Raw genomic sequence first — 25,580 nt, 5'->3', positions numbered from 1 at the left:
TTTCCTGACGAAACTCGGCAAATTTGGCTCAAGGAGCGATCGCAATATCTCTAAATAAGCATTTTCCTTGAAATATCGTATGTTGTTATACACATTCCAGTGCAAATAGAATCCTTAAAGGGTGCGCAAGTATAGCACCCTTTAATATGTAGTATTTACTACTTTTTAATTCCTACCAAACACACTGCTAAGGGCACGCGCCATATTTTGCGGCTGCATTGCATCCATTGCGGCTGTGGGTTCGTAGCCGCAGTGAACCATACAATCGGCACATTTAGGATTACCACTCTTCTGGCCGTATTGACTCCAGTCAGTTTGTGCCAGTAATTCCTTAAAGGTAGAGTAATAACCTTCGTTCAGCAGATAGCAAGGTTTTTGCCAACCGAGAACGCTATAACTAGGGCTACCCCAAGGCGTGCATTCGTAGTCTTTCTCACCAATGAGAAAATCTAGGAACAACGGATTGTGATTGAAGTTCCAGTTTTTTTCACCACTTTTGTATGGAGCCAGAATTTGCCGGAAGAGGGCGCGGGTTTGTTCGCGGTGGAGAAAATGATCTTGATCTGGTGCCCACTCGTAACTGTAGCCAGGAGAAATCATCATCCCGTCAGTATTTAGTGTTTCCAGAAAGTTGAAGAACTCTTGCATATCTTTAGGTTTAGTACCTTCAAAGATAGTGGTGTTAGTTGTAACACGAAAGCCTTTAGCTTTAGCGGCGCGAATGGCTTTAACAGCAATATCAAAAACACCTTGGCGATCGACGCAGCGATCGTGCAATTCCCGCATTCCATCTAAATGCACGCTGAAAGTCAGGTAAGGGGAAGGTTGAAACTTATCCAGGCTCTTTTCTAATAACAAACCATTGGTACACAAGTAAATATATTTCTTGCGCTCAATTAATCCCTGAACAATCTCATCAATTTGGGGATGTAGCAGAGGTTCTCCACCAGGAATGGAGACAACTGGTGCGCCACACTCTTCCACAGCGGCAAAACACTGTTCTGGGGTGAGATTTTGCTTTAAAATTTCCTTTGGATGTTGGATTTTACCACAACCAGTACAAGCGAGATTACACCGAAAAAGAGGTTCTAACATCAATACTAAGGGGAAGCGTTTGCGTCCTTTCAAACGCTGAGTAACAAGATACTTCCCAATATCCATAGCTTGTTGTAGATTAACTGCCATTGTTGCGATCGCTCCTCTTTTAAAGATAAATGCACCACTTTCTCAACCCCAAGATTGATCTGTGGGGTCTTCAGTTTTGAATGCGTGAATTTTGAATTTTGAATTTCCCAGAGGGGTTGACATATCCTTGAGCAACAAACCAATCCACAGCATCTTTGAGTGCGGCGTTTAGCGAAGATTGGGGTAGACCCAACTCTCGTACAGCCTTGGAAGCATTGTAATACATAGGTTGTTTCGCCATCCGAACGCCATCCAATGGTACTGAGGGCGATTTACCCAATGGTGCGAGAATTTTTTCATCAACCCAGGCAACACTCAGGGGCAACCAAGCGGGTACTGTTTGTTGAGGTGCGCTCAGACCTGTGATATCGGCGAGTTGTTCGAGTAGTTGCTTGAGACTGAGGTTTTGATGACCTAAGATATAGCGATCGCCAGATTTACCCCGTTGCAAAGCCAGTAAATGCCCCCATGCCACATCCCGCACGTCGATAAAATTTAGACCAGTATCCAAGTAAAAGGGCATTTGCCGTCGTAAAAACCGCAAGATTATATCACCCGTCGGGGTAGGTTTGATATCCAACGAGCCAATCGGACTGCTGGGATTGACAATAACTACCTCCTGACCTGTAGCAACGGCTTGCATTGCTTCTTGTTCAGCCAGAAACTTAGACTTTTTGTAGTCACCCACCAACTTTTCTAAGGGACTCTGATGTGTTTCATCCACAACTTTCCCTGACGCTCCTACCCCAATCGCTGCCACTGAACTCGTGTAGACGGTGCGCTCAATATTAGCTTTGCGAGCTGCTGCCAACACATTGCGCGTACCCAGAACATTGTAACGGTGGAGTAATTCTCGGTCTGTCTGCCAGAGGGAATAATGAGCTGCTACATGAAATAGGTATTGACAACCTCCCATCTGTTGCCAGAGATTTGGATCGTTCAAATCGCCTTTGACAATTTCCACCTCTAAACCGCGTAGATTCTCCAAATTGCTAGTTGAGCGTACCAGCACTTTGACGGCATATCCTTCCTGTAGGAGCAACCGTACCAAATGGGCACCAATAAAACCCGTCCCCCCCGTGACAAAAACCTGCATCAACTTGCCCCCTGCTCCTCTGCTTCCCTGCTCCCCCTCTTCTTAAACCGGGGAAACCAATCATCCAAAATGGTGTAGACGACTGGCACAACAATCAAACTGAGAATAGTTGAAGTTACTAGTCCACCTGCGATCGCTACAGCCATCGGCGATCGCAATTCGGAACCAGCACCCAAACCCAAAGCGATCGGCAGCATCCCTAAAATAGTGGAGGCCGTGGTCATCATAATTGGTCTGAGGCGCACTAGTCCGGTGTTGAGAATCGCCTCTGTACGGTCTAAGCCAGCATTGCGTAACTGGTTGATATAATCTACAAGCAAAATCGCATTTTTATTTGCCAGCCCTAGCAAAAAGACGAAACCGATCAATGAGATCATACCAAAGTCGCTCTTGGTAATTAGTAGCGCCAACATCGCCCCCACTAGTGCTAAAGGCAAAGAGACACCAATAACTAAAGGGTCTACCCAGCTTTTGAATAGTAAAATTAGTACCACAACAATGCACAAGGCAGATAAAGCTAAAGTACTGCCGAAACTGCTAAAAACCTTATTTTGGTTAGCAGAGTCTCCTCCTAAATTTAAAGAAACATTAGAGGGTAACACCGCGTTTGCTTCAGCTACCACTTTGTCAGTGGCATCACCCAAAGACAGATCCTTGCCAAGATTAGCACTGATGTAGGCCACCCGCTGATTATTCAAACGCTCGATCTGAAAAACCGTGCCTTGTGGATTCGTTTCACCTGTAACTGTGACATCAGCGAATCCCGGTAGCCTTTGAATCCTTTCTTTAATTGCTTTGACTGCTTTGCTCAAAGCTTGGAGATTATCACCTTGTAATGCTATTTGCAGGGGTTTTTGACCGCCAGAATCGACAAATTGAATATCTTCAACACTAGTAGTTACCCCAGAAAGAACAGGTAATGAGGAGCGCAACTGGTCTTGTAATTCCGCAGTTGTAATTGTGCGGTTTTCCTTTAACTTTACATATAGTGTTCCTTTATTTGGTTCACCCTCACGAGAACCAACGGTGGTAAATACCGTTTCAACTGTCGGTGATTTTCTGACTACATTTTCTAATTTCTTTGCAACCTCAAGAGAATCATTTAAAGGGTTGGGGATTGGGGATTGGGGATTGGGGACTGGGGATTGGGGATTGGGGACTGGGGATTGGGGACTGGGATTTATCCCTTGTTCCCCTGCTCCTCTGCTCCCCTGCCCCTCTCCTCCACTAGGAATACTCGGCAAAGGAGCCGTATAAGCAATATTAAATTCGCCGCGATCAAGTTTGGGAATAAATCCTTTGGGAATTAGTGGAATCAGTGCTATACCTGCGATGAAACTGAGTACAGCTAACCCGATAACTATCTTGCGGTGATTCAAAGACCAACTGAGCAAATTTCTGTAAGATTGGGTAAACGCTACCCAGATTTTTGCTTCTCGACGCGGGGAGAGTGAGGATTTAGGTTTGAGCCAGTAGATGGCCAGAACTGGAGATAAAGTCCGAGCAACTAGCATAGAAGCAAGCATCGCCGCGGATACAGTGATGCCAAAAGGCTTGAAGAACTGACCAATTACCCCACCCATTAAACCTATGGGTAGAAAAACTGCTACTGCTGTTAAAGTGGCGGCGGTAACTGTCAACCCAATCTCATTTGTCGCTAAAAGCGCTGCTTGGCGAGGAGTTTCCCCATCGTCAACGTGTCGCATGATATTTTCCACATCCACGATCGCATCATCAACAATGCTACCAATCACCAAAGCTAAAGCCAGCAGGGTGATTGTTTCCAGGTTGAAGCCGAAAATCGCCATGACGATAAATGTCGCCAGCAAAGACGTGGGAATCGCTAAAGCAGAGATCAGAGTTGCCCGCCAATTCCATAAAAAAGGAAAAATTACCACTATTGACAACAAGACTGCTTCCAGCAAAGCATCGATGGTTGACTGGGTGGCTTGGCGGATATATTCTGCTTGGGTAGCCGCTAAGGTGAGTTTGACATCTTTGAGGGTAAAGCGTAGCCTTTGAACTTCTTTCTCAACTTGACTCACTACTTCCAAAGTATTAGCATTACCGCGTTTGATTACCTGAAATGCAAGTGCATCTTCACCGTTAAACCGGACTAATGTCGCCCCACTTTGGGGGAGAGCTGTTGCACTCGCATTCGCTGGATTTATCGGAGGAGTTGCAGTTGCAGCGCCTAGTAGTGAGACTTTTAATACTCCTGGTAATTTAGCGATCGCACTGACAATCTCATCTTGCGCCAACTTCGTCAAATCTTTGAGATTCCGTGTAGGACTCTCTATGGCATAACTAATGGCGGCTGACTCGTTTAGATTCAGGGGAATAATTTTAGAAGTGGCTCCTTGAGGTAGAGTCAACTGCTTCAAGGCAGTTTCAACCTTTTTGGTCGATGTTTCTAAATTCGTCCCAACCGCAAAAGAAAGGGCAACAGCTGTTTGACTAGGATAGGTTGATGAGCGGATATTCTCCAGTCCTTCTAAAGAACGGAGGCGTTCTTCTAGGGGTTTGGTGAGCTTCGCTTCTGTATCCAGGGCAGTTGTCAGAGGAGCTGTAGCATTTACAACCACCACTGGAAAGGTAATATCTGGAAACAAGGCATACTTAAGGGAACTGAAAGCCAGAACACCAGCTACCGTTACGGCAATCCAAAAACTCACCGTCAGCCACGAAAATTGAATCGCCAATTTGGAAATATTGAAGAGTTCTCGTGCGGATTTGGAGTTATGAAGCTTTACCATCTTGGAAAATTATCGTGTGGGTGACACAATTATTTAGTCATGCTACAGCAATCATCTTCGGTTTGCGAGTTTTGGTTACAACTAAACGGCAATATTACTTATTGTCACTTAGATATGACCAAATCTTTAAGGCAAGCAGTAGTTATTGTTGCGCCGCGACGGTGAGCAATCTTATTGCCTATCTACTCTAAACATTAATTGACCGTTAAAACTTAAAACTATCGAGACTAGTGCCTAATTTTTTGCCCATCAATACAATTTTGGTGCCTCGAGGAGCAGAATATAAAGCTGTGTGTCGCGGACTAAGCGGCATTACTGCCTCCATCCCAACAGTATTAGCCATACCTGTTGGGATGAAGCCTTTACTCAAATACTTGCAACAAGGACAATTTCTAGCTCCATCCAGAGTCCTAATTATGGGTATATGTGGCAGCTTGAGCGATCGCTATACAGTTGGCGATCTTGTGCTGTATCAAAATTGTATTTATCAGGGGAAACAGCAAGAATGCGATCGCACTTTCACAGCACAATTGCACTCTTATATATCAGAAAAATCTTTATTAGTCAAGTCACTAACAAGCGATCGCGTGATTTGGTCTGCATCCGAAAAACGTCATTTAGGTAAGACTTTGGCGGCTGATGTTGTAGATATGGAAGGATTTACCGCTTTAGAATTTTTCAATTCGGCTGGGATGTCTGTGGCAATGCTGCGAGTAGTCAGCGACGATTGTCAGCATAATATCCCCGATCTCACACCAGCAATTAACTCTGATGGCTCTCTAAACCCTTTTCCGTTAGCGATCGCCATGCTTCGACAACCTTTTGCCGCTACTCGATTGATTCGAGGTTCATTGACAGCATTAAAGGTGTTAGAGCAAGTTACAAATCGGCTCTTTTCTGGCAATAGGCTGGAATAATTTGTTGCAGAATTAATGGCACACAGCTATTTGAGTTGAGCATTCAGCGAACCAGAAACAGCCTGTCTTTTACATTGCTGACTGCTTTGAGAACACTTCAAATCTGCGCCATGCCCCCATCGACGAAGAGTTCGATGCCGTTGACAAAGCTGCTGTCATCTGATGCAAGGAAGACAACAGCTTTAGCAATCTCGTCTGGCGTACCCACCCGCCCAAGGGGGATATTCTCAGCCTGACTTGCTATAAATTCCTGTACCTGCTCCTCAGTTAGTCCCAGAAGATTGTAGCCAGCAGTAGGTACGACACCAGGGCTGATGGCATTGACACGAATTTTGCGCTCTTTGAGGTCGAGTGTCCAGTTGCGTGCAAACGAGCGTACGGCGGCTTTGGTGGCGCTGTAAACGCTGAATGCTGGGGTGCCCTTAATAGAAGTAATCGAAGCATTGAGGACAATTGAAGCTCCCTCTGACAACAAAGGCAATGCCTTCTGTACGGTGAAAAGCAGACCTTTGACATTGGTGTTAAAGGTTTTGTCAAAGTGTTCCTCAGTGATCGATCCAAGCGGGGCAAGTTCCCCACCTCCAGCATTGGCGAAAATGATATCAAGGCGACCTTTCTCTTGCTCAATCGTGGTGTAAAGGCGATCGAGGTCTGCAAGAACAGAGACATCGCTTTGAACGCCAGTGACGTTTTTACCGATCTCTTTGACGGCGGCATCAAGTTCATGCTGACGACGACCCGTGATGAAAACATATGCACCTTCGGCGACGAATCGCTTGGCAGTCGCAAGACCGATGCCGCTGGTGCCACCTGTAATGAGCGCGACTTTTTCTAAGAGCTTTTGTGACATGACGATGTTCTTTTGAATAAGGTTTAGTGATTGCGAGTCCGATCGCATATCGTTCAAGCTGTAAACCCACCATCGATCAAATGGCTGGCATCAGGTGCTTTGGTGGGCATAATAGTTACCAACTAAATGCTTATTTACCAATCGATACAAAAAGTATCTCTTGATTAAGTCTTGGTGTCAAGGAAGTTTTATACTTATAGGTATGAAAACGGAAAAATCTAATTAAGTCGCAAGGATTTCCTTGCGCTTTCGATAATGACGAAGCTTTAGAGCAAGCTTTGCATATGTTTTGGCGCAAGGATTATCTGGGAGCATCCCTTATAAAGCTAACTGAGGCGATCGGCATTAACTGTCGGAGCCGAATGGCACGCTTGTAAAGCCCAAAGGTTTGTGTTGTCTTGTTCCCAGCCTGGAGGCTGGGAATATATTTAAAGTGGGCTTCTGCCTCTTGTCAAGCTACTGGAGGCGGAGCTGACAAGAATGAGTTAAGAGCCTAGAAACTCTTAACCAGTCAGATCAAGGGCTGTATCTTTTCTTAGTACCATTCCTGTCTGAGTCTCTATGCTACCTTTGCTAATAAGGAAACTTTATTCCGCTTCTTTAATTTACTAAAATCTTAGTCCAGGGTCTTTATAGGTTTGCATTTTTTTTGATTGTATTTATAACACTAATTGCATTGATTAGTCGAATAAAAGGTGCTATCCATAAGACCAAAAAAATCAAGTGTTTCTTATTTTTGTGTGCTAAAAGTGATAGAAAAATAATGCTTATATTTAGCTCGATAAAATTAACTTAAATAAAAGTTAGTCCGTCCTTTCAATAAAATCGCATTACAAAACTTTTTCTTATAGCTTCATATTAAACTTATATAACTACTGACAGTGTAACACTTAATAAAGTTCTGATTATTCAATTGCTTGTGGAATAAGTTTTACAGAAACTTTATCGTAATGCATATTAAGTAAGAGTCTAAATTGGGAAGCATAATATATAACCTTGTCAGGGTTGGGTTCCATGAGAGCTAATTTTACTGGAATGTGAATTAAAAATACTTTTTTATCAGAATAGCTCGGAACTAATTTACCAACTATCAAACAAAATCTATGAAGCTCAATCACAAGCTTAATCTATACTCGTTTCTAGATAGTTTTCCATTACTCAAAAAAAGTTACACCGCTAAAATCATGTTGGTGGCATTTTTGGGTACTCATATACCACTTCTAAGCTTACTCTTGAGTTTCGTTATCTCAAACTCCTATTCCTTGGAGATGGCGATTCGAGTGATGCTTATTGCTCTGTTGGCTACTTTAGCGGGTACAGCCGCCACTCTCTACGCACTACACCACCTGCTCAAACCGGTTATTTTGACATCTGTGGCATTGCAAAATTATCTAAACACCAAAACCTTACCTGAATTGCCCACAGATTTTGCTGATGAAGCCGGTACATTGATGGCGGATACTTCACAAACTCTTTACAAATTAGATGAATTAATTCATTACATCAGTAATTATGACGATCTAACTGGATTGCCCAATCGCGATTTATTTCGCGATCGCCTCCATGAGACTCTATCTCAACCTGAAAATAATCAGCGCTTTGTAGCAGTCTTTTTATTGGGTATTGATGATTTCACTGCTATGAGTCATGGTTTGGAGCATGAAACAACAAATTTGTTGTTAAGAGCAGTCGCTCAGAGGTTATCACTTTGTATGACACAAACAGATATTCTTGCCCATTTGAGTGGAGATGAATTTGCCATTGCTCGTATAGACATTGTTTCTTTTGAAAGTGTGATTAAGCTATCTCAGATGGTATTAAGTACCCTGAGCAAACCTTTTTCTATACAGGGTAACTTGATTCATATCACCGCCAGCATTGGCATCACAATTAATGGAATAAATGAGCGTAATAGCGTAGATCAACTTTTGCAACAGGCTCATATCGCACTGTACCAGGCCAAGCAGCAAGGACGTAGCAAATACCAATTCTATTCGCCGGAAATTAATGCTCAGTTGCAGGAGCGAATAACTTTAGAAAATGAATTACGTGGAGCGCTTGAGCGCAATGAAATGCTGGTTTATTATCAACCTTTAATTGATTTACACAGCGGACAAATTACAGCTATGGAAGCCTTGGTTCGCTGGCAGCATCCTAAATTAGGTTTGGTTTCTCCAACAAAGTTTATTCCCATTGCTGAAGCCAATGGTTTGATCCTACCAATTGGTGAATGGGTCTTGCGAACTGCTTGTGCCCAAAACCGTGCTTGGCAGCTTGCTGGATTTAACCCAATTCGGATATCTGTAAATCTGTCAGCCCGACAGTTTGAACTACCAAATCTGGTTGAGGTCGTCAGTCAAATTCTTGAGGAAACTGGACTTCAAGTATCTTACCTGGAATTGGAAGTGACAGAAAGCTTCTTAATGGCTGATATGGAGCGATCAATTAAAACCTTAAAACAATTACGAGAACTGGGTATATGCTTGGCTCTAGATGACTTCGGTACTGGTTATTCTTCTCTCAACTACTTGAAGCGCTTTCCTGTGAATATGCTCAAGATCGATCGGTCATTTGTACAAGATGTCACGTCCAATCCTGATAGTGCCGCCGTCACGAATGCGATTATTGCTCTGGCAAAAAGCCTGCGGTTGAACATCACAGCAGAGGGTGTGGAAACCCAAGAACAGCTTGACTACCTGAAAATGCTGGGATGTGATGAAGGTCAGGGTTACTACTTCAGTTGTCCTGTACCCGCCGATCTAATTACCCCGATGTTGCAGAAAATTTCTCAGCAGATGGAGACAATTGCAGCATAAGTCGATACCTAAGCCATTACAACGTGTTCTATTTTGCACCTATCTCGGCGGCGGCGACCCGAATACTTGTAAACCGCTACCTACCTAGATTGAGATTCTTTTTGTGTGGAAGCGGGGCTTCCACACAAAAAATTATCTGAGTTTAGCCGCATTAAAATCTATTGGCAAATTTGCAGTAGTAAAAGGTGAGGCTAGTTTTATAGAGAACTGCGATCGCCCATTGTCTGCGAAATCCTCGATCTTCATACGACTGCCAGTATGTATCCGGCAATTTCCACTGAGGATTTGTTAAACATTCCGATCGCGCTACCGCAAGAATCTACTCGCCAGAAAATCACAGAAAAGGTCAGAGCATCTCGCAAAGCGCGAGAGCAATCCAAACAACTGCTAGAAATTGCTAAAACAGGAGTAGAACGTGCGATTGAGACTGATGAAGCGACAGCCACAATTTGGATAAACCAACAACTTGAAGCCTTGGGGGTAAAACTGACATGATTGCTCAACCTGAGACAAAACACTACACCGTTGAAGAGTACCTGGAACTTGAAATCGCCTCCGATATCCGCAACGAATACCGCGATGGAGAAATTGTCCCTATGACAGGTGGAACACCCAACCACAATGATATTGCTGGAAACTTGTATATTTTGCTCAAATCTGCCCTAAAAGGCAAAGACTACCGGACTTTTTATGCCGATCAACGACTTTGGATTCCCAGTGCCAGCCTATATACCTATCCCGATGTGATGGTTCTGCCTAAACTCTTAGAACTTCAAGCTGGACGCAAAGATACCGTGGTGAACCCCTGCTTTATCGCTGAAGTGTTGTCTAAGTCCACCCAAAACTATGACCGAGGTGAGAAATTTGTTGCCTATCGTAAAATTCTTACCTTCCAAGAATATTTACTGATCGATCAATATCGCATACACGTTGAGCATCATGTTAAAACAGCCGCTCATCAGTGGCTATTTTCAGAATACGACGATCCATCTGTCACCCTTTCTTTGAGTACCTTTGAGTTGCAAATTCAAATTGCAAAACTTTACGAAAATATTGATTTTTCAACCGTTTGAGTTGAATGGCTAAAACACAAGTAGAGCAGGCGATAGAAACCGATGAAGCGATCGCAATGACTTGGATAAACCAACAACTTGAAACCTTTGCTAAGAAAGATCGCAGTATTCAGAATGATATACAACCTGTTATCGAACAACTTCAGCAGGGAGAGTTGCCAGGAGATCAAATACCTGGTGTTGGTTATCTCTTGATTCAGCAATACCTATTTTGAAATTGTGGAAAGCTTTGCAACCATCTGAGTTCGAGATGAAACCTCAAGCTTGCGAAACATCCTTTTTAAAGCTTGCTTGACAGAGTTTTCAGTAATCCAAAGTTCAGCACTAATTTCTGCATTGGTTTGCCCTTGAGCCACCAAGTCAGCAATTTGCATTTCACGAGGCGTTAAACGCTCTGTCTGTAATATTAGTGGATATTGCCGCGCCATTGCCACCCAAGTAGAAATATGCAAACAAAGCGCACTCAAATCTGTAAGATTTTGTGAATCAAATGCAGGCATTCCTTGCTGACGAGTAAAACCTACCGCGCCGACTAAATGACCATTGCTGACAATTGGCCCTGCCATAACGTGCCAGTGATCGGCACGAGGACAAATCAACTTCCATGTTTTCGGTTCTACTACCAAAGCTTCATGAACAGGGGCATGATGTTCTAGCAAGTAGCGTGCAACTGGATTGTGTTGGGGTGATAATGCGGTTTCCACTGCTTTTTGGAGCTTGCTGTTAGCTAGAGGAATTTGAGCAAAGAAAAACAGCCCACATCGTGTAGCTGAAAAATATTCACTCATTTCGGTGCGTATGTGCGATCGCAACGTCTCTTCATCTTTAGCTTGAGCAATTGCATGAAACAGAGTTTGTAAGGCAATCATGATTGGCAAATTGTACCCTTTCGAGGTCTAGGCGCAGTATAGCAACCAGACTTATCTTAGCTTTAGTCATTTGTCATTTGTCATTTGTCATTTGTCATTAGTTTTTTTGGGCACTCTCTTGCAAGGTATGTACCAAAAAACTCTTTATCAATGACTAATGACCAATGACTAATTTATTTGCTTTTTTTGGATTACTTAATCATGACTCTAAATCCTGGCATTGATGATACACAGATATCCGGGCGCTGGATTAAAATTAGTTTTTTTATCGCAGTAGTGTTTCTTCATCTCTGTTTAGCAATCCAAGTATTCAGTGTTGGACTGGCTTACTTTTACAACTCTAATTGGTGGAACCTACATATCTGGCTCGTGCGAGGATATAGCGGACTCTCACTAATTTTGTTGATATGGGTGTTTCTAATACCGTTTCCTTCAAGAGTCCAGCGCCTTACAGCAGGTATTCCAGTGCTGCTAGGACTGCAATTTCTCACAATTCACTTGAAGACTTCTTTTCCTTTAGCAGTCTTCCATCCACTTATCGGCTTTTCCTTATTCTCTATTTCTACAACCCTAGTTCATCGAACATTTCGCATTGTATTTCCTAACCACAACCAAGACTAAATCCTTAACTTTCAATTCTTTAAGGATAGATTTCATAGCAACTTTCATCAGGAGATTGATTCATGACTTACTCACAAAAACATATTATTGGTTTGGTACTTTATCCTGGCATGACAGCACTTGATATTGTGGGGCCCCAGACAGTTTTTAATTCGCTTCCTAGTGTCCAGATCCACCGCATCTGGAAAGCTTTAGACCCGATCGAAACCGATGACGGAATGAAGATTTTGCCCGATACCACCTTTGAAAATTGCCCACCTTTAGACGCGATCTGCGTCGGCGGCGGTTTAGGACAGAGTGCAGTAGTAAACGATCCAGAAGTGCTTGAGTTTTTCCACAAACAGGGGAGCACGGCAAAGTTCATCACCTCTGTGTGCGGCGGGTCTGAGTTTTTAGCGAAGGCAGGACTACTACAAGGCTATCGAGCGGCGACTCACTGGATGATGCGCGAACAACTCGCAACGTTGGGCGTTGAGGTCGGAACGGAGCGAGTTGTGATTGACCGAAATCGCATAACTGGTGGGGGGGTTACAGCAGGCATTGATTTTGGTCTAACGATCGCTGAAGTCCTTTGTGGTGAAGAAGCCGCCAAGATCGCTCAACTATTAATGGAGTACGATCCAGCTCCTCCATTCGATGTCGGTTCACCCGAAAAAGCGGGGGCTGAGTTAGTCAATAAAGCAATGTTATATGCTACGGGGACATTGGGTTTAAACGTAAAATAGGCAGTCTGACATGACCACAAATTCGGAAATTGAACGTGTTCTCACACGTTGGATACAAATCCGTTTTTATACGACTTAAATCGTCTTTAACCTCTGCTTGATTGCTCAGTTATTAACGATTGGGGTTGCCTAGTTCAACGATCCTGCTTGGTGGACTATTCATTAGACCTCTTGCAAAAGTCCTTAACACCCCACCCCCAACCCCTCCCCGCTCTTCGGGAGGGGAGACAAAGCGTAGCTTTGGCGGGGTGGGGTTCTTTCTTATTTTTGATTTATGCAAGAGGTCTATTCATGTTTGGCTCGTGCGAGAGTACAGTGGACTGTCCTTTTTATTACTAGGAGGGTTGTTGAGCGCCTCATTTCAGACAGAAGCTATGGGTATAGAGCAGCATCAGCATAAAAAAATGTATCGAGATGCGCTATCGACGCGATCCAACGTTTCTCCTGCTTCCTGAATTTGGATGCTCTCAATATTCCCAATAACCGCACCTTTACCGACGGACACCACTACCGCCATCAAGATTAAAATCTCTTAACCTTTCGTTACAATGAAGACATCGAGAAGGATGAAAGCAAACCTCTCGAAGCTGAAATCAAAGGTGAACGACATGAATGGCACAATTCGCGTTGGTAATCTCTTCGGAATTCCCTTCTATATCCATCCATCATGGTTTTTAGTTCTGGGTTTAGTAACTTGGAGCTATAGCAGTGGACTGGCGGCACAATTTCCCCAATTGTCTGCGGGATTAGCTTTGGTACTAGGATTGATGACAGCGCTGATGTTATTTGCCTCTGTCGTCGCCCATGAATTAGGCCACAGTTTTGTTGCGATTCGCCAGGGAATTGATGTCAAATCCATCACGCTGTTTATATTTGGCGGTTTGGCGAGCTTAGAAAAAGAGTCGAAAACTCCAGGTGAAGCTTTCTGGGTAGCGATCGCCGGGCCAATGGTAAGCCTACTATTGTGCGGTATCGTTATAGCTATTGGTACTACTACTGCTGCATCAGGGCCGTTAGCTGCAATTCTTGGTGTTCTAGCTTCGGTTAATTTGGCGTTAGCACTGTTTAACCTGATTCCTGGCTTGCCCTTAGATGGCGGAAATATACTGAAAGCCCTAGTTTGGAAAATTACAGGTAATCCTTATAAAGGTGTAACCTTTGCTAGTCGAGTCGGGCAAATCTTTGGTTGGGTAGCAATTCTTTCTGGTGTACTTCCTCTACTATTATTTGGCAACTCCGGTAACTTCTGGAACTTGTTAATTGGCTTCTTCTTGTTGCAAAATGCTGGTAATTCAGCTCAATTTGCCAAAGTCCAAGAAAAACTCACAGGTTTGACAGCCGAAGATGCTGTAACTCATGACAGCCCGATTGTATCTGCTAATCTTACCTTAAGAGAGTTTGCCGATGAGCAAGTCATAAGTGGGCAAAACTGGCATCGGTTCTTAGTGACTGATGATGATGGACAATTAGTAGGTGCGATCGCAATTGATAATTTAAGAACCATTCCTACAGCACTGTGGTCAGAAACTCAAGTTAAAGAAATCATGCGACCAATTACTGAATCTACCACAGTCCAATCAGATCAACCTCTGCTGGAAGTCATGCAGTTACTCGAACAACAAAAACTATCTGTGCTTCCCGTGATTCGTGAGAATGGCGTTCTAGTTGGAATCTTAGAAAAAGCTGCAATTATCCAGCTACTTCAAAACCGAACCCAACCTAACCCTGCATAAAGACGCAATTCATCCCGTATATCAAAAAACGCTAAACCCTTGTAGAGACGCGACAAATCGCGTCTCTACATTTTTGTCACCCAAATTTTTGGTTGTATGAAAAAACTCCGTACAATTGAAAGAGCCTTCTTGATTATTGCCTCTTATCTGTCCCCGCAAATAAGTTCAAAAATCAAATCGGATTGTTATGTAGCACTCCTATTTAATTTTTGAACAAAACTTAGTATATATCTATTCCCTATTCCCTGTATTTCTGTTCCAAGGATTTTTACGAGATATCAGGTATATCCCTAGCAATGATAGACCCAACACTGACGCAGGTTCGGGTATAGTTTTGATTTTGGCATAAATAGCTGTTGTAGTTGTAGCTTGTTCAAGAGCCTTAATACTTATCTGGCGACCGTCTAGATTAAAACCGATTAACTCAAGGGTATATTTATTACTTCCAAAGGTGAAATTGCGATTACTCAAATTTGTATCTAAAAATACCAAGTCTGCACTCTTTTCAGGATCTTTTGGGTCGTTAAGTGTATTTACTAAACGCAAGTTGAAGTCAAAAACTTGGCTGGTTCCCACAGGTGGGCTGAAAGATAGATTGAGATTTAAAGGTACAAATCCAACGCTTGAATCAGTGCGTACCTTACCATTAAAGTAAGTTAAATCAGCTATTTTGAATACAGAGTTAATGTCCGCAGAAAAGGAAGTTCCATTAGAGGTTAGTTTATTTGGTAGTCCTGGCGGCAAATCAGCTTGACCCCAGGTAAATGTGTTACTTCCCACACCTGTATATATGGGATTAGTATCATTGATTCCTGGAATAGGATTTCCCCATGTCGCACTAGAGATGCCAGAAAAAGTTAGAGCTTGTGCTTGACCAGAGAAACTAAATCCTGTGGCCGAACTCACAAAAAAACTAGATATAGCAGTAGCGAAAACAAAGCTTAGTTTCATAATTCTAGGTTTAAACGTTCATTCTGGAGCTTCTTTCAAGTAGGTATTCAGTCTACCTTAGTAAATTTACGGAAAATACGCCAATGTCTTCTTGTATTTTTTATAAAATATTTATGTGTATTTCAAAATAATTTAATGAATAATTTATATTTATGAAGTTAATATTATGAGTTGTTAAAATATATTTCACTAGTTTGTAATTAGTAAAACAGTAAACCTATTGCAAAATCTCCCTAACACACTACCTCTGAGCAAGAGTGGAGACTTTAAGGTAAGTCAAAAGCGAATAGGGTTCTTTTTTGATTTATGCAAGAAGTCTAGTAATTACGTAGGCAATTACGTAGGCGTAGCCCGTCGTAAACATCGCTACCTTACTTGACTTACCAATAAATTGTCAAGCTGATATGAAGTTACAGTTTTTTGACATTCTCCGCACTATGGAGAGCAATGGAATTCATAATTTTGACAAAATCTCTGGTAACAACTGGCTAGGAACTTTAGATAAAGCCAGATTTTGTCCCTGTATCCCTAACTCATTATGAAAAGCACGAATAGTTTTCACCACATAAGCAAAGGTTGTTTGATAAGCCTCTGGTTGTTTACTTAATCCGTTTAAGGCTTGCAAATGGTTATCTAATGCTACTTCTAAGTGTTGAGAGCGTGTCGCTTTGTCAATATTAAAAGACTTATCTATTACTAGCTGATAATGTGCTAATCCCAGGTTATTGTGAGAGGCAAGCAAATCAAAACTTAAAGAAGTACCGCTAAGTGAGTGAGCTAAAGCTATAGCTTCCTCATAAGCGTTGATACATAGTTGCAGATATTTTTGCCGTGCCTCTTTGGTAGTTTCAGATAGGTTTGCTAAATGCCAGTAGGCAGTACCCAGATTATTTTGTGTAGCAGCGCAGGCACTGGGAACATTAGCTGGAGTGCGATACTTGAGAGCTTCGCTATAAACATCTATGGCTAGCTGGAGATTTTGGGCAGGTTGTTCGTATTGTGCTAGATTCCAAAACGCAGTACCGATATTGTTTTGAATCATGCCATACTTGAGCGGTTCTGCTTCCGGGTTGTAGTGTCTAAGTGCTTCATTGTAAGCTGCGATCGCTTTCTTTAAATGCACAATCGGTTGGTTGTATTGCCCTAAATGCCAGTAAGCAGTACCCAAATTATTTTGGCAAGCTGCATACTTTAATGAATCCATTTCAGCTGTACGGTAGCTGAGTGCTTCACTGTAAGCCAAAATTGCCTGCTGCCAATTTTCCGCTGGGTGAGAGAAACGAGCTAAATCACCATAGGCTGTCCCCAAATTATTTTGTACGCGAGCATAAGTTTCCGAATGTGTCTGAGGCGAAATTATCTTTAACGCCAACTGATAAAATTCTATTGCCTGCTCTATATAAGTTTGTCCCTCTTCAGAATTGGGTGGTGTGCGGTATAGCATCCAGTAGAGTGTACCCAAATCATTCAAGATATCTGGGAGTTGCGGTGAGCTTTCGTCATAGCTAATTGCTTCCTGATAGGCAATAATTGCCACCATTAGGTTTTCTAAAGTTGCCTCTCCTTGCTCAATGCGAAGACGGTATAAAGTACCCAAGCGATGATAAGCCTCTGCCAGTATCTCCTCCGAAACTCGCTTTTCGTGTAATTCTTCAATCTCCAATAAAATCTGCTGTGGTTGTAAGGAATTCTCTGTATTTTGAGCAGCACTTGTATTAATTGTTGCTGTTACTAGCTCCCTTAACTCACTGCTAATATGAGATAAAGATGACAGCGATTGATTATTACTTCCATTACCAGACCGATTTGTAGATTCCTGTTGTTGTGGTGTAGCCTTCAAGAAATCTGCTGTTGATGGTGGAACTTCCTCAGTTTGGTGTACGCGATTCCCTTGTATCTCTACTGAAAAATCAGAATCATTCTCAAACTTGAACTCAGTGGCTGCGGTTCTGAGTTCTGCTTGGTTAGCTGATTCATCTAGAATCGACTGTTCAATATTCCCTAAATCCAAGCTTCCTGAACGTGAAAAACGTTCTGGATAGGCCAAATTCTGAGTTGCTGGTGTGGGTTCTCCAGCAAACACAAATACGCCAGTACGACAACGCCAAAACTGTGGTGCTGATTGCTTAATAGCCGACAACCAAGGACGTGGTATCCACAAAAGCAAATTAGATTCTAGGAATCGGCTGGATTCTTGTGTAGAGAAATATTGTTCGCTTAAGCGGAGATAGTGCAAAAATAAACGCTGTGTTGCAACTGGTTGCTTCGTAAGATGTTCCACGCCGACAATCTGAAATGCTGGTACTGGAAAAGGTCTTCCCGGAGTATCTTTTGATGCCTCAACAATTGGCGGTGGGTAATTAGTTAACCATTGATTAATCTGAATTATGGGATTGGGATCGTTTAAATTCAAACGCAACGTGACTAATCGCGGATAAGCTGGAGTGCTATTTTCCTGAGCATTTGATGATTGATATAGCACCTGTCCAACAGGATAAGCCAATGTAGAATGCAAACGGGCTGCTACCTGATTTCTTAAGTATAAATCATCACAAACTGCCAAAAGAATTTGTCGTCGTAAGCCAAGACTTAAGGCAAGTTTCAGGCGGTGATATACTTGCCGATTCCAAGTAGAATTATTGTTGTGTGCAGTATCATTCACGCTCATAGCGGCTAAAAAGCCAAAACATAGTACATATCACCTTTCTGGGTGCATTCAAGTGGGCTAAAGTCATAATAAAAATGATTTTTAATAAGTAGATGTTGTGCTGCTTGGGATATATTGAGCCTTTAATTATAGTAGGAATAATAAAGTATAATTATATACTTTCATTCCTAGTTCAATTTTAACAAAAAATAAAAAAGCAGGCCCCTCTTAAAATCGGAACCTGAAATACTATAAAAAAGATGAAGTTTTCTTAAAATGTTTTACGATCAACTGCTCTTAGAAACAAAGAAGGCGACTAGAATCAAGCCGGCAACCAAAGCTGTAGCGGCAATTCCTAGTATGATGTAAGTTCGCTTTTGCCCTTCTGTGGGAGGTTCTGCTTGATAAACCTTTGGTTCCCGAGCAAAATTATTCAGAAGACCGCCTTCTTCATTGGTATAGGGCATGAATGAATTCCTTTATCTTTATCGTTAATTTAATGTTACATAAATGCTAAATCTGGTCTTAAACTGCTAGATAAATCGTTACATTTGTCATTTGTCATTTGTCATTGGGCATTGGGCATTGGGCATTGGGCATTGAGAAGAGACAACGTAGACAACGAAGATGGGGAAATAAGGGAGAGACTTGTAATAATTCCCCCTTGTCCCCCTTGTCCCCCATGCCCTATGCCCCATGCCCCTTAACTAGTAATCGTCCCAGTTAGAGGTGAACTAGGACTGGCGTAATCTTTAATAGGCATTCTGCCGGCAAGGTATGCTAGACGACCGGCGACTGTCGCTAAATTCATCGCATGAGCCATTGCTGCTGGTTTTGGAGAAAGAGCGATCGCACTATTAATCAACAAGGCATCTGCTCCCAATTCCATTGCCTGAGCGGCTTCTGAGGGTGAACCAATACCAGCATCTACTACCACTGGCACACCTGCATTTTCGATGATTATTTGGATATTGGCAGTTGTTTTCAGTCCTTGTCCAGAACCAATTGGTGATGCCAAAGGCATGACTGTAGCACAGCCTACTTCTTCTAAACGCTTGGCTAACATCGGGTCAGCATTGATATAGGGTAATACTGCAAAGCCTTCTTTAACTAGTTGTTCTGCTGCTTGCAATGTCCCAATCGGATCTGGGAGTAAATACTTAAGGTCAGGTATTACTTCTAACTTTATAAAGTTATTATCTTCTTGCCCCAATAATTTCGCCATTTCTCGCCCCAAACGCGCCACCCGAATCGCCTCTTCGGCAGTTTGACAACCTGCGGTATTGGGTAACATCCAGATTTTTGTCCAATCCAAGGCTTCAGCTAAACCTTCATGTCCCGGAGCCTTGGTTTGTACCCGTCGTACTGCTACGGTGACAATTTGGCAATCGCTGGCGGCGACGCTTTGCTGCATTTCCTCAATGCTGCGATACTTACCAGTTCCCGTCATCAAGCGGGATTGGAAGGTTTTGCCAGCGATAATCAATGGGGAATCGGTAGAGACGCGATTAATCGCATCCGTGGGGAGTGGAGATATAGCAGAGTGATGTCCGTTAGAGAAATTAGCAGAGTGAGTCAGCATTGGGGTGGAGGTAGATGACTTGGACTGAAAACGCGAATAGTGAAAATCAGCAAGTAGGGGGTCAGATTTTTGTTCTAAGATTAAATCGGCAATCAAAGCGGCGGTTACGGGCGCAAGTAGAATTCCGTTGCGGTAATGACCTGTAGCAAAGGTTAAATTTTGACAGTGGCTAGTGCCAAGAATGGGCAATTCATCAGGGGTGGTTGGGCGAAATCCCCACCAAAATTCTTGGATGGGATAATGCTTTAATTGGGGATACAGCCGGATAGCACCTTGTAGTAATTTTTGAATACCTTCTGGGGTGTTGTTGGGGATAAAGCCAACGTCTTCACTGGTTGCGCCAATAACCAGGCGATCGCGTCTTGGTACGATGTAAATATCCTGCCCAAACAAAACCCGCTTCAAAGGCAATTCCGGCGAAATTTCTGGTATCCGCACACTCAGCATTTGTCCTTTTCTAGGTAGCACGGGTAGCGGTAACAACTCATTTGACCAAGCACCTGAAGCTAAAACATAGTGCGCGGCGCGAATTATTCCAGCATTGGTTTGCACGCCAACCACTTGTCCCTGCTGCTGTAAAAATGCTTCTACTGTAATGCCGTCTTTGAGTTCAACACCAACAGACTCAGCTGCCGTCCGCAATACATGAGCTAGAGCCTTATTATCAACTTGGGCGTCTTCAGGATACCACCAGCCACCAACTACCTCGGCTCCCAATCCTGGCTGATATTGATGAATTGCCTCTTTGTTTAACCAGTAACAGGGGGATGAGGGAGATGAGGAGGAAAGACTTTCCCCTCTGCTCCTCTGTTCCCCTGCTCCCCTGCCCCCCTGCCCCCCTGCCTCCTCAAAGACGGGTGCAAGGATACCACAGGCACGATAGCCAGTATTTAAGCCGGTCAGTTCTTCTAATTTGCGCGTCCAGTCGGGATATAAGGCACGCGATCGCCAACACAAGGAAAGCATTGCTTCATTAGCGATGTTTTCCGCATCTGGTGCCAACATCCCGGCGGCGGCGTGGGTAGCGGCAGCCTGAAAGTCACGACAAAGCACGGTGACGTTTGTCCCGCGCAATTTTAGTTCAATGGCGATCGCTAAACCAATAACGCCGCCACCAATAATCACAGTCTCACTAATCATTAGTCATTAGTCATTAGTCATTTGTCATTAGTCATTTGTCATTTGTCATTGGTACATAACTAATAACTCATAACTCATAACTCATAACTTATAACTTATAACTTGTAACTAAAGACGGGTCTGAAGACGGATCTGATCGTTACCACAAGGCGCGAATTGGTTCGTTGCTTTGATTTGTATTGCTAGATGGTGTGCTTGTTTCTGAAGAATTTGTATTGCCGTCTGTTGTAGTGTCAGTTGAGTCATCAGCAGAATTCTGGGCAACGTTACTTCTGTTGTCAGGTCTTGGGGCTACAATAGAGCGCCTGTTTTCGTTTGTTTGAGTTGTTTCGTTTCCTTCGGTTGCAGTTTCTTCATTCTTGCTGCCAGCACTGCTATTAACATTGATATTAGCTGGCAGGACTTCTGATTTCTTGTCACTAGGAGCGTTAGCAGTTTGTACGCCCATCGGAAAGTTGATGCCTAGTAATGTACCAAGCAGAATGGCTAAACCTCCAGCCATTAAAATTAAGGGTGTCCATCTACCCATCTTGTCTTAACTCCTTTTTACCTTTTTTTGGTGTCCACACTATTCGAGAACCTTGTCCCCAAAATCCATCAAACTTTGTCACTTTCACATCGCCTAAAATCTGAGTTTGACAGGCTAAACGTAAGTCTGTTGTAGGAGAATGGGGAGGAAGCGAACGCCGCGCAGGGTCGCGCCAATTCGCTGCTGAGACTTTGCCCTCTACCTTAACCGCGCAGGTACCACAACTGCCAATGCCCCGACAGTTTATTACCTTAGCATCGTCATTGTAGAGGTTAATACCATTTTGCAGTAAAATCTTGCGGAGATTACTTCCATGCTCGCAATCAATTGTTTTACCTTCAGCTATTACTTTAGGCATTTTTAAACTGCCAAACTGGCTTTTTGTTGTATATTGACACATTGCCTCGAAAGTTGTCTCGTCGGTCCCAGTTTTATGACCACAAATTCTTCACCTCAACTTTGGCTTTATGACACTACATTACGGGATGGCACTCAGCGCGAGGGGCTATCTGTATCGATAGAAGATAAGTTACGCATTGCCCGTAGACTCGATCGACTGGGAATTCCCTTTATTGAAGGCGGCTGGCCTGGTGCCAATCCCAAGGATGTACAATTTTTCTGGCAACTCCAAGAAGATCCGCTAAAACAAGCTGAAATTGTTGCTTTTTGTTCGACTCGCCGCCCCAATTCCACAGCCGCCACCGAACCGATGCTACAGGATATTTTGGCTGCGGGAACTCGCTGGGTAACGATTTTTGGCAAGTCTTGGGATTTACATGTGACAACCGGACTCAAGACGACATTAGAAGAAAATTTGGCAATGATTCGCGACACCATTGAGTACCTTCGTTCTCAAGGTCGTCGGATTATCTACGATGCCGAACATTGGTTTGATGGCTATAAGCACAATCGAGATTATGCTTTACAGACATTAGAGGTTGCGATCGCCTCTGGTGCGGAATGGCTAGTTCTCTGTGATACCAATGGCGGCACTTTACCCCACGAAATTAGCCAAATTGTTCAAGATGTAGTAAGTATGACTGGGGAACTGGGGACTGGGGACTGGGGACTGGGGACTAGGAAAGACTCTTCCCAATTCCCAATCCCTAATCCCCAATCCCTAATCCCCCAAATTGGAATTCATACTCACAACGATTCGGAAATGGCGGTTGCTAACGCAATCGCCGCCGTGATGGCAGGGGCAAAGATGGTACAGGGCACAATTAATGGTTACGGTGAACGTTGCGGTAATGCTAACCTCTGTTCGTTAATTCCCAATTTACAACTGAAGGCGGGTTACAGTTGTATCACAGAAGACCAGCTTACAGAACTTACAGAAGCTAGTCGTTTTGTGAGTGAGGTCGTCAACCTGGCGCCAGATGAACACGCTCCCTTTGTGGGACATTCGGCTTTTGCCCATAAGGGCGGTATTCATGTATCAGCTGTAGAACGTAATCCCCTAACTTACGAACACATTCAGCCGGAACAAGTCGGGAATCGTCGACGCATTGTGATTTCGGAACAGTCTGGACTGAGCAATGTTTTAGCCAAAGCCCGCAGTTTTGGGATTGAATTGGATCAACAAAAAGCAGAGGCTAGGGAAATTCTCCAGCGTCTCAAAGATTTGGAAAGTGAAGGATTTCAATTTGAAGCAGCAGAGGCCAGTTTTGTGCTGTTGATGCACGAAGCTTTGGGAGGCCGCCAGAAGTTTTTTGAAGTCAAAGGTTTTCAAGTCCACTGCGACTTGATTGAGGGAAAAGAAACTAGCAATGCCCTAGCTACAGTCAAAGTCGCTGTTGACGGCAAAAATATTTTGGAGGCGGCGGAAGGTAACGGGCCTGTTGCAGCTTTGGATGTAGCTTTACGCAAGGCTTTAGTGAACTTTTATCCTCAGATTGCAACCTTTGATTTGACAGATTACAAAGTGCGGATTCTCAACGGACATACGGGCACTGCGGCAAAAACTCGTGTGTTGGTAGAATCAGGCAATGGTCGTCAACGCTGGACGACGGTAGGGGTTTCCACCAATATTTTGGCGGCTTCCTATCAAGCAGTGGTGGAGGGCTTAGAATACGGTTTGTTGTTACATTCCCAAGCAGAAGCAGCTTTAAAAGCTTCTAGTTGACAAAAGGGATATGTAGTGTATTTACGGTTCGGGGAAAGGGGAAAGGGGAAAGGGGGAGAAAAATCTTTCACCCAAACCCAGTAACCTTTTCCCCAAAGCTAATTCTGAGTTCAAAATACTTATCCGAACCGGATTGTATGTAGTGTAGGGAAAAGGTTTGCGTTTTTCGATAGTAAGAAGCGATCGCCAAATAGCGATCGCTTCTCACGATCTATTAAAAATTTTCTGCTTATATAGCGAAAAAGCCGTTGTGAAAAGTAGCTCTACCAATTGCGCCATCCACCTTTGGGTGCAACTTCATGATTAGACTTCAGCCCGTGACTGTGCAACAGAGTTTGATATTCGGTGCTGCTTGCCCAACGGTCAATTTCTCGCGCCCGCAGTACTGGTACTGGATGGGTTAATTGGGCTGTGCGAGCAGCTTTGACCATTTCACCCAGTTCTGTCTTGCTAATATCATCGTAAGCGCGGGCTTGGGCAACAAAGGCATCGAGATTCAGTTGGGGCGCTAAGGTAGGAGAACCACCAGCCAACTTCATCAACACGGACATAACCACTTTCGGGTCTTGAGTTGCTAGTAATGCGGCGCGATCGCAGGTAAACTCAGCACAACGTACCCATTCCAAAAGTTGCGCCTGTATGGCTTGAGCCACGAAGGTTCCGACATTGGGCACAATCGCCGCAGCTAATATTAGTAAATTTACAGGTGTCAAGTAAACGCTATGGTCACACTTGAGATGCCCTAACTCGTGGGCGATTACTGCTTGTATTTCCTCTGGTGTAAGGATATCAATCAGGGAAGTGTGTACCACCACAAAAGGCTGCTTACCGCGCACAGCAAAAGTATAGGCGTTAGGAGCCGGATGTTGCCGAACGTACAACTGGGGAGGATCGATATCCAGGATTTTACAGGCATCTAACAATAGCTTGTATAAATCGGGTAGTTGCTTTTCACCCACCAAAATGCTAGAGGCAATATTTTCCACATAAAAAACCTGCTCTGCCATTGGCCCGAGCCAATTTCGCACCAACATATCTATGCCTGGTATCTGCTTGAGCGCTCTGGTAGCTTCCAGGTCTAATGGATGACGAAATGAGTCAGCTTTTAAACCAATCAGCGGGGTTTTGAAGAAAGACATAGTGCAACAAGCTATAAAAAACACAACTATGGAATTTGGCTGGATAGATAAACAGCCTCCCACAGTTAGTATAACGATTTCAGTTAGGGGTTTCCTTTCTTGCATATTCGTAACCTTTGGTATCACTGCTCATGTCAAGCCCTTCGGGCAGGGAAAAGGTTAAAGGGAATTCCATAACTAAAGTTAGGAGCTTGATACGAGGCGAGGACGCTGTATTTCTCGTACTACGTATCTCGAAATACATCTTTTTCCTTCTCCATGTTTAAAAACAGGGGCTTGTACCCTTTCCCTTCCCCCCTCTTTGGTCATAGTTGATATCGAAGTCACCCCTTTTCTGCATACGTCTACCAAGCAAACCCTCTCCTTTAGTGTCCGTTGCAGTTAATCTTGATTGGACACACTAATTCACGCTTGGAGAATTGAATGCGCTTTGATTTTTGTACTTTAACTTTATGTGTTCTCGCATTAGCGGCAACAAGTGGGCACGCCTCTTTGTCTACCAACATTCCAGCACTGGTGATGACTAGCCCAAATTCAGCTTTTGCCAACTACGAAGATAAATGCAGCAACGGCGGCAATCTTGACAATGTAAATCGCGAGAAGTTTCTTAAACTTATGCTTGCCGATCAAAAATCAAAGCTATCTCAACTGAAAGTAGCTCTCCTCAATGAAATTAAACAAAGTGGTGATATAGCAACCGCCAAGGCGGTTAAGCCGCTGTGTGAAGCACAGCTTCCATCGCATCTCTCAGACAGCCAAATTGAATTATTTGCTTACGAATTCGGCTTTTTAACCATGACCAACATCGCTCAATTTTGTTAAGCTC

Annotated in this window: 22 protein-coding genes and 1 pseudogene; 10 read left to right on the top strand and 13 right to left on the bottom strand. The window is 43.4% G+C overall.

Annotation, left to right across the window (positions count from 1 at the left end; genetic code table 11):
- Nucleotides 1–165 precede the first annotated feature (165 nt).
- From hpnH to RMY32_RS26940, 3 genes are all read right to left on the bottom strand, one after another.
- Nucleotides 166–1,185 (bottom strand): adenosyl-hopene transferase HpnH, encoded by a 1,020-nt coding sequence (hpnH, locus tag RMY32_RS26950; RefSeq protein ID WP_322710449.1) that lies wholly within the window; start codon nucleotides 1,183–1,185, stop codon nucleotides 166–168.
- Between the two features lie 70 nt (nucleotides 1,186–1,255).
- Nucleotides 1,256–2,281: a hopanoid-associated sugar epimerase gene (gene hpnA, locus RMY32_RS26945; RefSeq protein WP_322710448.1), complete on the bottom strand. Its 1,026-nt coding sequence runs from the start codon at nucleotides 2,279–2,281 to the stop codon at nucleotides 1,256–1,258.
- Complete coding sequence (locus tag RMY32_RS26940) at nucleotides 2,281–5,037, bottom strand: efflux RND transporter permease subunit (RefSeq protein WP_322710447.1); 2,757 nt, start codon at nucleotides 5,035–5,037, stop codon at nucleotides 2,281–2,283. Before RMY32_RS26940 ends, hpnA begins: the two co-directional genes overlap by 1 nt.
- On the opposite strand from RMY32_RS26940, the gene RMY32_RS26935 reads away from it, so the two are divergent.
- Both RMY32_RS26935 and RMY32_RS26930 read left to right on the top strand, forming a co-directional pair.
- Entirely contained in the window at nucleotides 5,007–5,228 is a 222-nt protein-coding gene (locus RMY32_RS26935; protein WP_409884086.1) for a hypothetical protein, read from the top strand. The genes RMY32_RS26940 and RMY32_RS26935 overlap by 31 nt on opposite strands.
- A 39-nt stretch (nucleotides 5,229–5,267) precedes the next feature.
- On the top strand, nucleotides 5,268–5,954 hold the full coding sequence (locus tag RMY32_RS26930) for a phosphorylase (RefSeq protein ID WP_322710446.1): 687 nt from the start codon (nucleotides 5,268–5,270) through the stop codon (nucleotides 5,952–5,954).
- Nucleotides 5,955–6,051: 97 nt separating this feature from the next.
- On the opposite strand, the gene RMY32_RS26925 is transcribed toward RMY32_RS26930, so the two are convergent.
- A complete protein-coding gene (locus RMY32_RS26925) occupies nucleotides 6,052–6,804 on the bottom strand; it encodes an SDR family oxidoreductase (protein WP_322710464.1) in 753 nt (250 codons plus the stop codon).
- Nucleotides 6,805–7,907: 1,103 nt separating this feature from the next.
- Between RMY32_RS26925 and RMY32_RS26920 the strand changes: the two genes are divergently transcribed.
- The 4 genes from RMY32_RS26920 to RMY32_RS26905 all read left to right on the top strand — a co-directional run bounded on the left by RMY32_RS26920 (nucleotide 7,908) and on the right by RMY32_RS26905 (nucleotide 10,908).
- Nucleotides 7,908–9,620, top strand: a complete 1,713-nt coding sequence (locus tag RMY32_RS26920) for a bifunctional diguanylate cyclase/phosphodiesterase (RefSeq protein WP_322710445.1) — start codon at nucleotides 7,908–7,910, stop codon at nucleotides 9,618–9,620.
- Nucleotides 9,621–9,878: 258 nt separating this feature from the next.
- Nucleotides 9,879–10,115, top strand: coding sequence for a hypothetical protein (locus tag RMY32_RS26915; RefSeq protein ID WP_322710444.1), 237 nt, complete (start codon nucleotides 9,879–9,881; stop codon nucleotides 10,113–10,115).
- Nucleotides 10,112–10,693, top strand: a complete 582-nt coding sequence (locus tag RMY32_RS26910) for a Uma2 family endonuclease (RefSeq protein ID WP_322710443.1) — start codon at nucleotides 10,112–10,114, stop codon at nucleotides 10,691–10,693. Before RMY32_RS26915 ends, RMY32_RS26910 begins: the two co-directional genes overlap by 4 nt.
- A 5-nt stretch (nucleotides 10,694–10,698) precedes the next feature.
- Nucleotides 10,699–10,908: a hypothetical protein gene (locus tag RMY32_RS26905; RefSeq protein ID WP_322710441.1), complete on the top strand. Its 210-nt coding sequence runs from the start codon at nucleotides 10,699–10,701 to the stop codon at nucleotides 10,906–10,908.
- Here RMY32_RS26905 and RMY32_RS26900 read toward each other — a convergent pair.
- The gene (locus RMY32_RS26900) at nucleotides 10,900–11,562 is read right to left on the bottom strand and encodes a LuxR C-terminal-related transcriptional regulator (protein ID WP_322710440.1); all 663 of its coding nucleotides are present in this window, start codon (nucleotides 11,560–11,562) and stop codon (nucleotides 10,900–10,902) included. The genes RMY32_RS26905 and RMY32_RS26900 overlap by 9 nt on opposite strands.
- A gap of 201 nt (nucleotides 11,563–11,763) precedes the next feature.
- Between RMY32_RS26900 and RMY32_RS26895 the strand changes: the two genes are divergently transcribed.
- From RMY32_RS26895 to RMY32_RS26885, 3 genes are all read left to right on the top strand, one after another.
- Complete coding sequence (locus RMY32_RS26895; RefSeq protein WP_322710438.1) at nucleotides 11,764–12,183, top strand: DUF6220 domain-containing protein; 420 nt, start codon at nucleotides 11,764–11,766, stop codon at nucleotides 12,181–12,183.
- 62 nt (nucleotides 12,184–12,245) lie between these two features.
- Entirely contained in the window at nucleotides 12,246–12,908 is a 663-nt protein-coding gene (locus tag RMY32_RS26890; protein ID WP_322710436.1) for a DJ-1/PfpI family protein, read from the top strand.
- 608 nt (nucleotides 12,909–13,516) lie between these two features.
- Complete coding sequence (locus tag RMY32_RS26885) at nucleotides 13,517–14,641, top strand: site-2 protease family protein (RefSeq protein WP_322710434.1); 1,125 nt, start codon at nucleotides 13,517–13,519, stop codon at nucleotides 14,639–14,641.
- Between the two features lie 231 nt (nucleotides 14,642–14,872).
- On the opposite strand, the gene RMY32_RS26880 is transcribed toward RMY32_RS26885, so the two are convergent.
- The 6 genes from RMY32_RS26880 to RMY32_RS26855 form a co-directional block, all read right to left on the bottom strand.
- A complete protein-coding gene (locus tag RMY32_RS26880; protein ID WP_409884074.1) occupies nucleotides 14,873–15,592 on the bottom strand; it encodes a choice-of-anchor K domain-containing protein in 720 nt (239 codons plus the stop codon).
- 454 nt (nucleotides 15,593–16,046) lie between these two features.
- Entirely contained in the window at nucleotides 16,047–18,260 is a 2,214-nt protein-coding gene (locus RMY32_RS26875) for a tetratricopeptide repeat protein (RefSeq protein WP_322710431.1), read from the bottom strand.
- Nucleotides 18,261–18,526: 266 nt separating this feature from the next.
- Nucleotides 18,527–18,706, bottom strand: a complete 180-nt coding sequence (gene psb34, locus RMY32_RS26870) for a photosystem II assembly protein Psb34 (RefSeq protein WP_322710430.1) — start codon at nucleotides 18,704–18,706, stop codon at nucleotides 18,527–18,529.
- Between the two features lie 236 nt (nucleotides 18,707–18,942).
- Nucleotides 18,943–20,961 (bottom strand): glycine oxidase ThiO, encoded by a 2,019-nt coding sequence (gene thiO / locus RMY32_RS26865; protein WP_322710429.1) that lies wholly within the window; start codon nucleotides 20,959–20,961, stop codon nucleotides 18,943–18,945.
- Nucleotides 20,962–21,100: 139 nt separating this feature from the next.
- Nucleotides 21,101–21,490 carry a hypothetical protein gene (locus RMY32_RS26860; protein ID WP_322710428.1) on the bottom strand — a complete coding sequence of 130 codons (390 nt, stop codon included), beginning with the start codon at nucleotides 21,488–21,490 and terminating at the stop codon, nucleotides 21,101–21,103.
- Nucleotides 21,483–21,848 carry a 2Fe-2S iron-sulfur cluster-binding protein gene (locus RMY32_RS26855; RefSeq protein WP_322710427.1) on the bottom strand — a complete coding sequence of 122 codons (366 nt, stop codon included), beginning with the start codon at nucleotides 21,846–21,848 and terminating at the stop codon, nucleotides 21,483–21,485. Before RMY32_RS26855 ends, RMY32_RS26860 begins: the two co-directional genes overlap by 8 nt.
- A 75-nt stretch (nucleotides 21,849–21,923) precedes the next feature.
- On the opposite strand from RMY32_RS26855, the gene cimA reads away from it, so the two are divergent.
- Nucleotides 21,924–23,615, top strand: coding sequence for a citramalate synthase (gene cimA, locus RMY32_RS26850; protein ID WP_322710425.1), 1,692 nt, complete (start codon nucleotides 21,924–21,926; stop codon nucleotides 23,613–23,615).
- A gap of 263 nt (nucleotides 23,616–23,878) precedes the next feature.
- On the opposite strand, the gene RMY32_RS26845 is transcribed toward cimA, so the two are convergent.
- Together RMY32_RS26845 and RMY32_RS26840 are read right to left on the bottom strand one after the other, a co-directional pair.
- Nucleotides 23,879–24,754: a M48 family metallopeptidase gene (locus tag RMY32_RS26845; protein WP_322710462.1), complete on the bottom strand. Its 876-nt coding sequence runs from the start codon at nucleotides 24,752–24,754 to the stop codon at nucleotides 23,879–23,881.
- A 709-nt stretch (nucleotides 24,755–25,463) separates the two neighbouring features.
- A pseudogene (locus RMY32_RS26840) lies at nucleotides 25,464–25,580 on the bottom strand (IS630 family transposase); the annotation flags it as partial.

Source organism: Nostoc sp. ChiSLP03a, assembly GCF_034531215.2.
GTDB lineage: Bacteria > Cyanobacteriota > Cyanobacteriia > Cyanobacteriales > Nostocaceae > Nostoc.
The sequence above is the reverse complement of the archived record's forward strand: the minus strand, read 5'-3'. Positions and strand labels throughout refer to the sequence as shown.

Bases quoted from the DNA above. Each gene is read 5' to 3' on its own strand.
- hpnH (WP_322710449.1), bottom strand. From the start codon at position 1,185: ATGGCAGTTAATCTACAACAAGCTATGGATATTGGGAAGTATCTTGTT.
- hpnA (WP_322710448.1), bottom strand. From the start codon at position 2,281: ATGCAGGTTTTTGTCACGGGGGGGACGGGTTTTATTGGTGCCCATTTG.
- RMY32_RS26940 (WP_322710447.1), bottom strand. From the start codon at position 5,037: ATGGTAAAGCTTCATAACTCCAAATCCGCACGAGAACTCTTCAATATT.
- RMY32_RS26925 (WP_322710464.1), bottom strand. From the start codon at position 6,804: ATGTCACAAAAGCTCTTAGAAAAAGTCGCGCTCATTACAGGTGGCACC.
- RMY32_RS26920 (WP_322710445.1), top strand. From the start codon at position 7,908: ATGAAGCTCAATCACAAGCTTAATCTATACTCGTTTCTAGATAGTTTT.
- RMY32_RS26915 (WP_322710444.1), top strand. From the start codon at position 9,879: ATGTATCCGGCAATTTCCACTGAGGATTTGTTAAACATTCCGATCGCG.
- RMY32_RS26910 (WP_322710443.1), top strand. From the start codon at position 10,112: ATGATTGCTCAACCTGAGACAAAACACTACACCGTTGAAGAGTACCTG.
- RMY32_RS26905 (WP_322710441.1), top strand. From the start codon at position 10,699: ATGGCTAAAACACAAGTAGAGCAGGCGATAGAAACCGATGAAGCGATC.
- RMY32_RS26900 (WP_322710440.1), bottom strand. From the start codon at position 11,562: ATGATTGCCTTACAAACTCTGTTTCATGCAATTGCTCAAGCTAAAGAT.
- RMY32_RS26895 (WP_322710438.1), top strand. From the start codon at position 11,764: ATGACTCTAAATCCTGGCATTGATGATACACAGATATCCGGGCGCTGG.
- RMY32_RS26890 (WP_322710436.1), top strand. From the start codon at position 12,246: ATGACTTACTCACAAAAACATATTATTGGTTTGGTACTTTATCCTGGC.
- RMY32_RS26885 (WP_322710434.1), top strand. From the start codon at position 13,517: ATGAATGGCACAATTCGCGTTGGTAATCTCTTCGGAATTCCCTTCTAT.
- RMY32_RS26880 (WP_409884074.1), bottom strand. From the start codon at position 15,592: ATGAAACTAAGCTTTGTTTTCGCTACTGCTATATCTAGTTTTTTTGTG.
- RMY32_RS26875 (WP_322710431.1), bottom strand. From the start codon at position 18,260: ATGAGCGTGAATGATACTGCACACAACAATAATTCTACTTGGAATCGG.
- psb34 (WP_322710430.1), bottom strand. From the start codon at position 18,706: ATGCCCTATACCAATGAAGAAGGCGGTCTTCTGAATAATTTTGCTCGG.
- thiO (WP_322710429.1), bottom strand. From the start codon at position 20,961: ATGATTAGTGAGACTGTGATTATTGGTGGCGGCGTTATTGGTTTAGCG.
- RMY32_RS26860 (WP_322710428.1), bottom strand. From the start codon at position 21,490: ATGGGTAGATGGACACCCTTAATTTTAATGGCTGGAGGTTTAGCCATT.
- RMY32_RS26855 (WP_322710427.1), bottom strand. From the start codon at position 21,848: ATGCCTAAAGTAATAGCTGAAGGTAAAACAATTGATTGCGAGCATGGA.
- cimA (WP_322710425.1), top strand. From the start codon at position 21,924: ATGACCACAAATTCTTCACCTCAACTTTGGCTTTATGACACTACATTA.
- RMY32_RS26845 (WP_322710462.1), bottom strand. From the start codon at position 24,754: ATGTCTTTCTTCAAAACCCCGCTGATTGGTTTAAAAGCTGACTCATTT.